The organism is Leptospira johnsonii (assembly GCF_003112675.1).
In the GTDB taxonomy this organism is placed as follows: domain Bacteria; phylum Spirochaetota; class Leptospiria; order Leptospirales; family Leptospiraceae; genus Leptospira_B; species Leptospira_B johnsonii.
This window is the reverse complement of sequence record NZ_BFAY01000012.1, coordinates 288,686-301,729: the sequence shown is the minus strand read 5'-3', so window position 1 is coordinate 301,729 and position 13,044 is coordinate 288,686. Positions and strand designations below refer to the sequence as shown.

15 protein-coding genes are annotated in these 13,044 nt (G+C 37.9%); all 15 read left to right on the top strand.

Translation table 11 applies throughout. From position 1 onward, the window contains the following. The first annotated feature begins 693 nt into the window (after window positions 1-693). The 15 genes from LPTSP_RS18575 to LPTSP_RS18500 all read left to right on the top strand — a co-directional run bounded on the left by LPTSP_RS18575 (window position 694) and on the right by LPTSP_RS18500 (window position 12,663). Complete coding sequence (locus LPTSP_RS18575; protein WP_108930225.1) at window positions 694-1,620, top strand: DUF4062 domain-containing protein; 927 nt, start codon at window positions 694-696, stop codon at window positions 1,618-1,620. Between the two features lie 252 nt (window positions 1,621-1,872). Beyond that, window positions 1,873-2,994, top strand: a complete 1,122-nt coding sequence (locus LPTSP_RS18570) for an AlbA family DNA-binding domain-containing protein (RefSeq protein ID WP_108930224.1) — start codon at window positions 1,873-1,875, stop codon at window positions 2,992-2,994. A gap of 236 nt (window positions 2,995-3,230) precedes the next feature. Continuing rightward, on the top strand, window positions 3,231-3,509 hold the full coding sequence (locus tag LPTSP_RS18565; RefSeq protein WP_036090713.1) for a type II toxin-antitoxin system RelE/ParE family toxin: 279 nt from the start codon (window positions 3,231-3,233) through the stop codon (window positions 3,507-3,509). Window positions 3,510-3,521: 12 nt separating this feature from the next. Then, window positions 3,522-3,809: a HigA family addiction module antitoxin gene (locus tag LPTSP_RS18560; RefSeq protein WP_036090716.1), complete on the top strand. Its 288-nt coding sequence runs from the start codon at window positions 3,522-3,524 to the stop codon at window positions 3,807-3,809. 208 nt (window positions 3,810-4,017) lie between these two features. Next, window positions 4,018-4,623, top strand: a complete 606-nt coding sequence (locus LPTSP_RS18555; RefSeq protein ID WP_108930223.1) for a hypothetical protein — start codon at window positions 4,018-4,020, stop codon at window positions 4,621-4,623. A 186-nt stretch (window positions 4,624-4,809) separates the two neighbouring features. Further along, a complete protein-coding gene (locus LPTSP_RS18550; RefSeq protein ID WP_108930247.1) occupies window positions 4,810-5,763 on the top strand; it encodes a restriction endonuclease in 954 nt (317 codons plus the stop codon). A 331-nt stretch (window positions 5,764-6,094) separates the two neighbouring features. Beyond that, window positions 6,095-6,376 (top strand): BrnT family toxin, encoded by a 282-nt coding sequence (locus LPTSP_RS18545; RefSeq protein WP_108930222.1) that lies wholly within the window; start codon window positions 6,095-6,097, stop codon window positions 6,374-6,376. A 525-nt stretch (window positions 6,377-6,901) separates the two neighbouring features. Beyond that, window positions 6,902-7,594 carry an SH3 domain-containing protein gene (locus LPTSP_RS18535; RefSeq protein ID WP_108930221.1) on the top strand — a complete coding sequence of 231 codons (693 nt, stop codon included), beginning with the start codon at window positions 6,902-6,904 and terminating at the stop codon, window positions 7,592-7,594. Continuing rightward, complete coding sequence (locus LPTSP_RS18530) at window positions 7,587-8,345, top strand: hypothetical protein (RefSeq protein ID WP_108930220.1); 759 nt, start codon at window positions 7,587-7,589, stop codon at window positions 8,343-8,345. The genes LPTSP_RS18535 and LPTSP_RS18530 overlap by 8 nt, the downstream gene beginning before the upstream one ends. A gap of 251 nt (window positions 8,346-8,596) precedes the next feature. Then, window positions 8,597-9,064, top strand: coding sequence for a DUF1772 domain-containing protein (locus LPTSP_RS18525; protein ID WP_167396472.1), 468 nt, complete (start codon window positions 8,597-8,599; stop codon window positions 9,062-9,064). 237 nt (window positions 9,065-9,301) lie between these two features. Then, on the top strand, window positions 9,302-9,856 hold the full coding sequence (locus tag LPTSP_RS18520; protein WP_135354761.1) for a hypothetical protein: 555 nt from the start codon (window positions 9,302-9,304) through the stop codon (window positions 9,854-9,856). Window positions 9,857-10,117: 261 nt separating this feature from the next. Next, window positions 10,118-10,543 (top strand): OsmC family protein, encoded by a 426-nt coding sequence (locus tag LPTSP_RS18515; RefSeq protein WP_108930217.1) that lies wholly within the window; start codon window positions 10,118-10,120, stop codon window positions 10,541-10,543. A 204-nt stretch (window positions 10,544-10,747) separates the two neighbouring features. Next, the gene (locus LPTSP_RS18510) at window positions 10,748-11,233 is read left to right on the top strand and encodes a VOC family protein (protein ID WP_108930216.1); all 486 of its coding nucleotides are present in this window, start codon (window positions 10,748-10,750) and stop codon (window positions 11,231-11,233) included. 114 nt (window positions 11,234-11,347) lie between these two features. Further along, window positions 11,348-11,731, top strand: coding sequence for a DUF7079 family protein (locus LPTSP_RS18505; protein ID WP_108930215.1), 384 nt, complete (start codon window positions 11,348-11,350; stop codon window positions 11,729-11,731). A gap of 149 nt (window positions 11,732-11,880) precedes the next feature. Then, a complete protein-coding gene (locus tag LPTSP_RS18500) occupies window positions 11,881-12,663 on the top strand; it encodes a hypothetical protein (RefSeq protein ID WP_108930214.1) in 783 nt (260 codons plus the stop codon). The last annotated feature ends 381 nt before the right edge of the window (window positions 12,664-13,044 follow it).

The following is a 13,044-nucleotide window of genomic DNA, read 5'->3' as shown; positions in this document are numbered from 1 at the left end:
ATCTGATTGTTACGGACTTTTCTTTGATAGCGCATGTGTTTAGGGGGAAACGTGTTTGGGTCGGACGTCGCCTAACTTTCGCCTCTGCCGCTGCGCTTCGAGCTCGCTTCGCGACTCTTGCTTGGCCTACGGCACATTGGCTCAGTCACTCGACTTGCATAGCAATTCTCGTGCCTGTCTTCGCTCCGCTCAGCTCGCCAACGTCGGCAAGGCTCGGTCGTTAAGCGAAATCCCGCAAAGATTTGTTTTTTGTTTTGAAGCTCGGAAATAATAAAATTTTATTTTATAAGTCATCGCAGACTTTATTCTGACTGCGCTCCCCATTTAAGCTGGTGCCATCGCAGGTTTTTGCATCTCGAAATCCAGCGTCGGACTTGTAGTTCATGGTTATAGGCTAACTAATCTCGCAAAAGGGGAGCGACTCGTATTGTTGTTGGCAATCCGATTTTATCGGATCTTTCTTTAATAGCGCATTTGTTTAGGGTGCAACGTGGTTGAGCGGGACATCGCTTAACTTTAGCCTCTGCCGCTGCGCTTCGAGCTCGCTTCGCGACTCTTGCTTGGCCTTCGGCACATTGGCTCAGTCACTCGAATTGCATAGCAATTCTCGTGCCTGTCTTCGCTCCGCTCAGCTCGCCAACGTCGGCAAGGCTTGGTCGTTATGCGACATGCCAACAAAGGTAGTAATTAAAAATGTATTTTCGGCCTCGAATATTTTTAAGCTCTGTATTATCTTTGATAAATATTAGAGATAAAGTAGCGGAAATTCTTGAATCTACTGGTGCTGATGTGATGAGGTATGAAAATAATTTAACACCTTCGTCTGTTCCTGCTACATATAGGCAAGATATTCTAGAAGCTGATTTCATTATTTTTATATTTGATAAATCTTACGGTACGCTCACCGATACGGGCAAATCGGGAACACATGAAGAATGGGAGCTGGCTATAGAAGCCGACATTCCTAAACATGTATATATTAAAAAGACTACCAACTCGGAAAGCTTGTTAAAAACCTTTTTCGAGAAGGAAATTAATGCAAATTACGTATCATACTTTTATTACAAGAATGATCGAGAGTTATTAAAACAAGTCCAATCTAGAATATTCACGGTCGCTAGAGAAATAGCAATTAACAAATTGGATGCGAAATACCTTTCTTCGCTTCAAATACGAACTTTAGTTTATGAATATGATTATCACCGAGCTTTATATATAATCCGAGGAATGGAAGAAATATTAAAATATGAGGCCAAAGGTTTGGTAAATTTCTATGAAACAACTATATTAACTTCATATTTTCTTCGTTGGAGGATGCAGGTTGAACATGACAATCAACAGTATTTTATTAATGATGAATTGAATAATAGCTTAATTACTTTGATATTAGAATTTAATAAGTTCGAAAATTTGCATTTTAAGAACTTTTCTGGTATTGGAAAAAGTAAAACTATAAAGCTAAAGAATATTCAGACGACGCTGGATTTTAGGTTATTGAAGCCTCATGCAGGTGCAGATATGAAAAAATTGAAAAAGTATCTTAACTCGTTCTTGGACTGGTATTCTATTTTTAAGAATGAAGTGTTTTCTGCCAAAGAGAAATATGATTCTAACAATTAGCATATGGTTGGCACGATCGCATAACTACGGCTTGGCCACTTCGCTTCGGGCTTGCTTCGCAACCCTCGCTCGGCCTTCGGCAAATCGCCTCGGTCATTCGGTTTGCAATTTAAAGTAGGGTAGTAGCAAACCTCACGCCCGTCCCTTCGGGCTCGGCGACTTCGGCCAGCCTCTTTCGTTAGGCGCAAGCCATCAAATTTGACCATTGACATTAAATTACATCTACCTTTTTAAAAAGAATGACTTTGACTTATGAATGAAGAAGAATTTGTTCGCTTTCTATATCAATCAGAAAGTGATTCTCTAGATTTTAAAAGAGAACAGTATAATTTCTCGAAAGCAAGTGATGAAGATAAATCTGAATTATTGAAAGATATCATATCGATGAGTAATTCTTGGAGAAAGGTCGATGGGCATATTATTCTCGGTATCGCAGAAAAAGCAGAAAAGCCAAATGAGCTCTCGGGGATCTCTGAACACATTGATGACGCAACTCTTCAGCAATTTGTAAATTCTAAAACAAATCAGATATGTAATTTTTCATATAGTACTTTTACATATGATAATGCAACTTTCGGAATAATAAAAATTCCGGTTCAAAAAAGGCCTATATATCTTAAAAAGGATTATGGAAAACTAAAAAAGAATGTCGTCTATATTCGACGTGGCTCTTCAACTAGTGAAGCGAATTTAGAAGAGATAAGCCTAATGGGGGTTCCGATTTCCGGAATAAGAAAATATCCAGAAATAGATATTAATTTTAATGATTTAGAAACTGGGGAAAGCCTTGGAAAAGATGTTAAATGCCGTTCTAAAATATACTCGATAAGTGATAATATTCCTAATTATGAAGAGGCAAAAGACTCGTTTTCGTATTTACCGAAGTATGAAAATCGTAACTATTATCGCGAGGTATTTGAATATATACGCTTTTTTAACGGATATGCTCCTTTAAAATTCCAGTTAATTAATAAAGGGGATATAGAAGCTAAGAATATCAAACTAGATCTTATCTTTTTGGACACCGATATTGAAATTAAACATGACGGCGAAAAACCACGGGAGCCATCACAAAGTCAGTTTATGGCTCTTGAGACAGTTATGACTGGTAAAGGTGAAGATTATTTTACTATTGAAAGAAGAAGTAATAAAATTACTGCACACATGGAAGTAGGAATATTACATGCTAAACGGGATTTAGAAGCTATAGGGACTTTATACATAAATCCTACGCGTGAGCGTGATTTATATATTGAAGCGAGAGTATATTGTGATGGCGTTGATCACCCTTTTGTATCTAGTTTGAAAATTCAATTTAAATATAAAGAAATTCGCTTATTATGGTCAGAGTTTGTTGAAAAGTATGATCAATAAAATGGCCTGCGCCTAACTACGGCGGGTCGCTGCGCTTCGAGCTTGCTCCGCAACTCTCGCTCCGGGCTACGCCAAATCCGACTTTGTCACTTCGTTTGCAAAAGCAAACTCGTGCCAAGTGCTTGCGCACGCGTCGGACTTCGACCAGCCTCTTTCGTTAGACGGACAGTTTGGCTTCATTCAATTTTTAAAGGAAAAAGCTTGACATCGTAACCTTATGGGTTACAGTTTTTATATTGATTATTTCCTTTAGACACAAAGGCCTTGAACAGTTTTTTGAAACTGGCAGTAAGAAAGGAATACAAGCAGATCATTCAAATAAACTAGCTAGGATATTAGATAGGTTAGATTCTTCCACATCACCAAAAGATATGGATTTACCAGCGTATCGCTTGCATCCTCTGAAGGGTCGCGAAAAGGGTAGGTGGTCAGTCTGGGTAAATGGGAATTGGCGTGTCACCTTTGAATTTGAAGGTGAAAACGCGATAGTAGTCGATTATGAAGATTATCATTAGAGGCGTGGCTTTATGAACAAAAGAAAACCTACTCATCCCGGAGAAATTTTACTAGAAGATATAATCAAGCCCTTAGGATTAACTATAACTGAGGCTGCGAAAGACTTAGGAATATCTCGCAAGACACTATCAGAAATAGTGAATTGTAAAAGTCCAGTTACTCCAGAAATGGCAGTAAGAATAGCGATTGCAACGAACACGTCTGCTGAGAGTTGGTTAAGCATGCAGACAAAGTTAGATCTCTGGACTGCGATGCAAGAACGACCTAAGAATATAATAAAGTTTCCAATTTCTGCGTAAGAGAGCCAAACCGTCGTCTAACTGCGCAGCTCCGTTCCGCTCAGGATCGCTTTGCGACCTTCGCTCCAGGCTACGCCAAATTCGGCTTTGTCACTTCGCTTGCAGTCGCAAGCTCGTGCCAAGTGCTTTGCACGCGCCGAACTTCGGAGCCACTCTTTCGTTAGACGCCATAATGCAAAATATTCTTTAGGATTAATATTACTAAAATATGAATAAATCTAAATTAATTAAATATGCCCTCATTGTTATATATTTATGCATGTATATTGCGATGATTAATCTTATTGCCCTATATATAATTCAGATTTTTGGATCAGAGACATCTTTTCACTTTCTTGGTAAATTTACAGAGTATTACTCAAATTATATTTATAAAATTCCTGACCAATTCCTGGGTTACATTTTACTTCAAAGCTTTACGGTATATTTTTTCCTCTTGATCAAAGACATCGAATTTAAGGCTATTCCAGGTGTAAAAATGAGCCCATGGATTTCCTTGGCAAATTTGATTCCAGCGATTCAATTGGTTGTAGTATATATATTAAGCCAAAATATTTATCGAAGCTATCAAAGTATTAAAAGATCATCTTTTGGTTCTGAAAAATTTTCACCACCTTCTTCTTATCTGCGAGCATTGCTTGCATTTCTTCTGATTTCACGTGTTATAATTTTAATTTCATTTTATAACAATTATAACTTTAATCCAACAATTAGCTTGCTGTTAAATATTTGCAGTCCAATTGTCATGATACTCTTTGCTCGATATGTTTACGAAGCGTATCAAGATTCAGAAAAAATGCATTACGGCGTCTAACTGCGTCGCTCCGCTTCGCATCGGGTGTGCTTCGCAACCCTCGCTCGGGTTTCACCAAATCGCCTCGGTAACTCGAATTGCAAAGCAATTCTCGTTCCCGTCTTCGCTATGGCTCAGCGCGGCGACTTCGGAGCGACTAGTTCGTTATGCGCAATTTCAAAAGTCATAAGAAAAGAGAAAATTAGAATGAATAATGTTTTTCATTATCCGCCAGATCTATTCGATCTTGTAGTTCAAACAATACCCTTACTAAATAGATCGAAAGAATCCGTATTGCTATTCTTTAAAGGCGCAGGCGTGGATGAAAACATTTATAGAGATATTTCAGAAAAATTGAGAACTGATAAGGAAAATATTAATAAATATGAAATCTGCCGAAAGGTTCTCGAGAGAATAAATGAAGATTCAGATAAATATTTAAGGGAACGAAGGGAAATTCTAAAAAGGATTACTGAGTTTGAAGCATTTTCAACTTGCTGGGAAAATGATCAGCTAAAAGCAAAAGGATTAGTCTCAGAGATTCAAAAAGTAGTGAATGTAAAGGATTCATTTACGAGAATGAAGCAAGAAAGGGAAAAGGAATCAAATATAAGAAAGAAAGAATATGAGCAGAAAATGCGAGATATTCAGAAAGATAGAGAAAATCTTCTCCAAATAAAAAACGAATTATTTTCTTTATTTTCAGAAACTAATGCGCAAAAAAGAGGGAAACAATTAGAAACTGTATTAAATAAATATTTTGCTCACTATCAAATTTTAATCAAAGAAGACTTTAAGAGAGTAAGCGATTCTGGAGATGGAATAATTGAACAAATTGATGGTATTATAGAAATTGATAACCAGATATTTTTGACTGAAATGAAATGGAAAAAAGATTCCATTGGCAGTGATGATATTTATGCTCATTTGGGGCGAATTTATCATAGAGCAAACGCTCATGGAATTTTTATTTCTGCTTCTGGATATGCCCCTTCAGCAATTATTGCAGGCAGAGAAGCATTAGCCAAAAATGCATTACTAGTTTTGTTTGATTTAGAAGAGTTTGTTAAAAACATAGAAAAAGAGGAAGATTTCAAGCAATATACTCGGGATAAAATTCAAGCTGCAATAATAGAAAAAAATCCTTACAAAAAATGGTAAGATTGTAGAATTGAAACTGCGCATAACTATCGCCTCTGCCGCTGCGCTTCGAGCTCGCTTCGCGACTCTCGCTTGGCCTTCGGCACATTGGCTCAGTCACTCGACTTGCATAGCAATTCTCGTGCCTGTCTTCGCTCCGTTCCGCTCAGCTCGCCAACGTCGGCAAGGCTTGGTCGTTAGGCGAACAGCTCTGCATGATATTCTTTTCAACCTTTGCGGGCCTCCTGCCCGCTTTTATTAATATGAACTCTAAATTGCATGGAATGTGCACTAAAATATGTATAATTATATGTATTGACAAGGATTTGTTCCGGTCTATTTTTATATGTAGATGGAATTCGAATGGGATCCTGCAAAGAATGAGGAAAATCTACGGAAACACGGAATTGATTTTTTTGAAGCTCAAAGAGCATTCTTGGATCCAAATAGGGTTATTACTTTAGATGTTACACATTCTTCAGATTCCGAAAAAAGATATTACTGCTTTGGTCTCATTGATTCGCATGTATCAACGGTAAGATTTACTGTTAGAACTGGTAAAATCAGAATTTTTGGGGCAGGTTATTGGAGGCAAGGTAAGAAAGTTTATGAAAAAGAAAATAAAATACACTGATGCACCAGCATCTATATCATCTTCAATTAGATCTTCTAAGACTGTTGAGGATTTTCTACCTCCTCCGAATAAACTCGTTTTAAAAGAAGATAATTCCAGGGTAACTATAGTCTTGAGTAAAAAGAGTATCTCGTTCTTTAAAGAGGAATCTAAGAGATCTGGCGTACCTTATCAGACTATGATTAAAAAGGTTCTGGATTTATATACTGAACATTATGCTCATAAATAATTAATAACGCCATCCGTGGCTTGATTTTTCAGTATTACTTGCAGAGCCGTCGCCTAACTATCGCCTCTGACGCTGCGCTTCGAGCTTGCTTCGCAACTCTCGCTCCGGGCTACGCCACATTTCGCTTTGTCACTCGTCTTGCATAGCAAGCCTCGCGCCAAGTGCTTACGCACTCGCGAAACGTCGTCAAGGCTTGGTCGTTAAGCGCAATGCCTTAAAATTCTATGAACAAAAATATCATTCTATTTCTCTTGCTTTATCTTCTTATCAATTGTTCACCAAAAGAGAAGATCGGTATGACTGATGCAAAATTTGTCATTCCTCAGTCGGGTGTATTCTTACGAGAAGAGGCTTCTCAAAATGGCAGAATTATTACCAAGATAGCAAGTGAAGAAGAAGTAAGGATCGTTAGGAAAGACTCGTTTGATACGATCAATCATAATGAAGGCTATTGGGTCTTCGTAAAATACAAGACTTTTGAAGGATATTTATTTGACGCCCATGTCGGACATTGGCCGAAGGATAGTATATTGAAGAAAACCGCTAAGCGGTATCTAGGGTTAGAATACTCGGGAAGCCTCCCAGATTTACTTGAAGAGACGCATGGGTCTATGATAACGGATGATCTTTCATTATCTCTTTTGAAAAATCAGAAGAAATCATTCATCTGGTTATCTGAAACTGTTGGACGAATAGAACAGCAGGCTATTTTCAAAGTGTCAGATTCGATCGAGATCGACTCTCACTATTTGCAAAGGTATACGGAAGCCTTTGATGGTTGTTACAGTAAGAACGGTAATGATAAAGATTATTATATGGCCCTTATCGATATGCATGCAAAGAAAGGCGATGATCTTCAAGAAAGTTACCAGAAGGGTTTTCTGGAGCGTCCAGCAATTATTAGCTATAAAATTGATTTTCAGCAGAAGTCTTTAACACTTGTTGCTAATCCAAATCAAATTTTGTGTAAATTTCAGATTGATGAATAAAGAAGGCACTGCGCCTAACTACGTTTTGCCACTTCGCTTGCAAAGCAAGCTCGCGTCAAGTGCTACACACTCGCAAAACGTCGCCAACCCTCCTTCGTTAGCTGCAATGATCGCCATTATGAAATTTACTTTGCTACTCGTTACTTTTTCTTTATGCCTATCCTGTGGATCATCATTAGAAACTCTAAGGATCGCTTATTTTAACACTCACGAATCAACACGAATGAGTACGTTTATGCAGACGCACGATCGTGGTGATACAGAATATCGTAATAGGCATACGAAACCGGATCGGCTAATCGCTCTGATCATCCGAAATGATAATTTCTCCGCAACTGCAACTCTGTGGCCCGGAAGCCTTCCATCCTATTCGCGACTCGCCTTTGCCGGAGGCAAAATTGTGTTCTCTGAAGGCGCTAGTTTCTTAATGCCGAATGGAATTCTGCAAGTTGACAATTTTACTCGGTATGACGTGCTCAAGAAAGAAGCATGTCATTTTGGAGAGTTCGAAAATGGTAAAGGTAAACAATGTTTTTGTGATAATACGGGTGAGCCTTTGAATTATAAGCGGCGTCAGTATTGGTTCGCGGCATCAGCTGATCATTGCCAGCCTTCAGAGTTTCTTAAACGCTGGATCGCACATATTGAAAGATTGATTCACGATACCGGTATGAGTTACTCTACTCCTGCTTCCGATCCCGCTGTGATTCAATTCATGCGTGCTTTCGAAGGAAGCGAATTCTCACCGTAGTCGGAGACCGTTCTAGCTAACTTTCGAGTTGGCGTTACGCTTTGGGCTCGCTAACGCGACTTTCGCTCTAGGCTTCACCAAAATTATATTAAAATGAAGAAATCAATAATATTTGTAAGGATATTGATCTTTTAAAAAAGATAGATTTTACCAGTAATCACTGGAGATGTGATCTTTATAGCGAAGCGTTTTGTGACTTAAGTATATTAAAGAAATATTTGAAATAAAGGCCGCATAAAATGGAGGGTAATGTGAGGATACTTACGAAAATAACCGGATTTATTACGGTACTAGTTCTTGGGTTAACTGCCGGGGCGATGTTAACAGAGGCGGTAATTATTGTTCCTTTTTGGTTGAGTCTATCGCCAACTGAGTTCTTTGACTGGTACGCAAAACACCAAGCTGCGTTGGTCAATTACTATAGTCCTCTCGAAATTTGGAGTACAATTCTCACCGTAGTTACTTCTATTCTTCTTCTGATTGCGAAACAAGAAGGAAGACTATCGATGGTCGCATCCACAGTCCTATCTATTCTTGTAATAATGACATTTTTTATTTTCTTCAAAGATGCAAATGCTGGCTTCAATACACGTTCCATCGCAAACGAAAAATTAACATCTGCCATTACAACCTGGGGGAATTGGCAATGGTTAAGAGTAGGATTAGGAATAGCTGCATTCATATTTGGGTTACTTTCTATTCAAACTAATAAGAAATAACTTTATATGTTCGTACTGGTTTCTTATCTTTTTGAACTTTCCATAATTTTCGACGCTTCCGTTACTTCGCTTACAAAGGCAAGCTCGCGCCAAGTCCTTCGGATGCGCGGGACTTTGACAATTATCTATCGTTAGGCGTAATGCCTCACAAAACTTTCAGATATGTTAGATTCCATTATTAATTTGATATTGTACTCTCCTCTTTTTTTTACACCTCAATGTTCGATTGAGGAATCTTTGAGCAAAATCACAGCGATTTGCAAGAATTTGTCTGTGAGCTATGCAATTGTATTAGATGTTGATAATTTTGGAAGCTATCAATATGGAGAATGGTCCGGTAAGTTTATAGGGTATGGTCGTTCTGCAATAGTGATAACTGACAAATTGGATGTTAACTGTGGTTATCATAGGCTTGACGCCACTTTAAATGGTAATACTATTCTAGATTACGATAGTTTCTTTCTGGAATTAAATTCAAAGAATATTGGATGTGAGCAAGGGCGGTGTACTGATGGTTACCATGTATTCTACGATGACGGAATGTCGCTTTCAATAGGAAGTTATTTAAATGAACGATTAGAAGGATTTGCACTTCAGGATAGTATGCTTAGTTATCCCTATATTGGTTTTGTGGAAAATGATAAATTTCATGGTGAAGGTATATATTATTCTATTGAGAAAAATGAAATTACTCACGGAATTTGGGCTTCTAATAAGTTAATCAAGCTTATCAAACGAATTGATCTAAAGAAGTTGCGTTTGAATCAACCAAACTGTAATAAATCTAATTGAAGAGAGCAATGAGGCCTACTCCTAACTATCGGTGCTTCCGCATCGCTTCGAACTTGCTTTGCAACTCTCGCCTGGGCTACGCCAAATTCCGTTTTGTCACTCGACAAAGCAAGTTAAGTCTCCTTCCTTATGCGAAAGACCGATCGGAATAGATATCTAAGAGTGGGGATGAATTCAAAGGTAACTTTTATCAAATGATTTGAGAAAACTTTTGATAGACATTCATTTCAATCTGAGGTTGTTTAATGTTGGAAGTAGACAATGATTGAATCTAAACCTAAAATGACTTTTCATGTCGAATCAGTAAGAGTAGATTCACATAGCAGTATTTCGAAGTGCAAGAATGCCAAAATTACATTGGATACAGATATATTAGGTAATACAGATGCCTTTAATCCAGCGGAATTATTACTTTCAGCTCTATCTGCTTGCATAATTAAAGGAGTAGAAAGAACAGTTCCAATTCTGCAATTTCAATTACATTCCATAGAGGTGATAGTTGATGGAGTTAGGCAAGATGTACCTCCGAGAATGGAATCGATATTCTATAAAATAATCGTTGATTCAGAAGAATCGGAGCAACGTTTGAATCTCTTGCATGAAAACATTAAGAAATTTGGAACAGTTTTTAATACAATTGCTCCTGGTACAAATTTGAATGGAATTTTAGTAAGACGACAAAACTGAAGAGTTGCTTTTGAATTTATTTAAATTCCATTCTCAGGCAGCGGATCGGTCGATCGCACTAACTAGTAGTGCTTCCGCTACACTTAGGGCTCGCTTCATCATAAACAACATAGCAAAATTACTTTGATTATCAAATTAGCTATGATAAGCTTTAATAATTACTGCCATTTTCGTAGTAATTATTAATTTAACTAAGGAGCTTCTATGCAAAAGGTAGTAACTTTTCTTTGGTTTAACGATCAAGCAAAGGAAGCTGTAGATCTTTATGTATCGCTGTTTGAAAATGCAAAAATAACAAACACATCGTATCTCACAGAGTCAGTTGCAAAAGCAGCCGGGAAGGAACTCGGGAGTTTGTCAACAATAGACTTTGAACTGAATGGCCAAAACTTTACTGCGCTAAATGGAGGCCCTATGTTTACTTTTAGTGAAGCAATTTCAATAGCTGTAAACTGTAAAACTCAGGAAGAGATTGATAAGTTATGGGAAGCACTGTCCAAAGGCGGCAAAGAAATTTCTTGTGGATGGCTTAAAGATAAGTATGGCTTAACGTGGCAGATTATGCCGGAAAGCCTAGACATCATGATGCGTGATCCAGACACTGCTAAAGCTGATCGAGTTGGAGCTGCTATGCTTAGCATGGGTAAACTGAATATAAGCGAACTTGAAAAAGCTTACAAGGGCGAATAATATTTCATTTTTGACTGATTGTTCGAAGGAATGGCGGATGGGGTAGCAGGTCAAGAATTCCTGCTTACGCGGCGATCTTGTTGTAAGCCCAATTATCGTATTAAGAATGAATAGATGAAGACATCTGAACGAACTGTACTTTGGGTTGTCTTTTCAGAACTTTATTTGGACACGGCGCTTCAAGAGGAAGATTACTCCCGCATTGCATTGGTGATTGCAAAGAGCCCCTTCAGCATCGAAGACGCAAAGCGGATCGATAAATATGAGGTTTTTCCGCTCCTTCAATGGAATTTGCTCAGCGCTGGCGGAATATGGGATTCATTTGATCACAAGTGGCTCGTCGAGAGTATAAGTAAATCGTTCGAGCGTCGCGGACGTTTCGGACATTTTGTAGTCAAAATATTTTATTTCATTTTTGAATGGATGCATAAAGATGCCTGGCAACGCATTCAATTTGCATATGATGCTCAAGTGAGGCATAACGATTTGCCAAAGTGATAGTGCACAAATAGTGTGCCGGAAAGGGAAGGGGGCTACACTTCGCATGGCAAGTCTCGTGCCAAGTGCTCGCGCCGTTGAAAACCGTCGGTTAGCCTTGGTCGTTATCTGAAATTTAGGCTATAATAATCTTTGTAGGAGAAAATCAATTGATAACAATTTATAGATCAGCCAATTACCAAGAGATAGAATTATTTAAAACGGTCCTTTCTGAAGAAAAGATCGAGTCTTTTGTAAAAGGGTCTGAGCTTGATTCTTTGAGAAGTTTACTGCCTGAAAATGATAGTTTAATAGAGCTCTGTGTTTCAGAAAAAGATATACTGCCTACTCTTTATTTATTAAAACTTCCGTTAACAAAAGAGTTATTAGAGATCTTACAAAGTTCACTAAAGCCAGAAAATACTGTGAAAAAAAGTCCTGCAGAATCAGGCCAGAAAGATTTAAATACAGGAATAGCTGGTAAAAGTATTATTATCTTAGTATTATTTTCGGTTAGCTTAGTCGCGTTGCTTATAGCGTATCTGGATGTCAGAAGTAAGTATAAGGCATTGGACATGAATTTAAATTCGGGTCTATACGTATATTCTGAGTATGATAATGAAGATAATTGTATTCTATATTATCATAAGAATAATGATAAACTAAGTTCATGGGTCTGTTATGGTGAGGACGGTGAGCCAACTATCAGTAAAGGGTATGATATTAATGGCAAGATTGCATCTCAATTCTTTAATGATAAACCTTTAGAATACTATAATCGTTTTATCACTTACGACATTAATGGAATAAAGGACTCAGAAGGATTTGATACAGATTATGATGGCAGATTTGATAAGTTCATCTACTATGATGTTTCAGGTCGAGAAATTAGACATGAAATAGATACTGATCGTAATGGTAGAATAGAGAATTCTGAAATTCTACGGAAATAGCCTGAACTTCGGCTAACTACGCAGCTCCACTTCGCATCGACCATCGCTACGCGATCTTCACTTCAGCAACGCCACAGTTGCATCTGTCACTGTACTTGCAAAATAAGATCGCGTAGTAAACGTAGCCAAGCCTATACAGTTATCCGCTATAGATTGAAATTTAATTTAATGAGGTGTATATGAAAAATCTTATGCTATTATCATTAGTCTTCGGCTCGTGTATAAATATAGGTATAAATACAGCAGATGTAAGGAGCGCTAATGTCGCCTATAATCAAATCATTTCATCAGTTTCTATAAAATATGCTTATTGTCGTTCTCTTGGCAATACTTACAAAACCACAGCTGGTGGGCTTGCTATAACTTATTGTAATGATGACA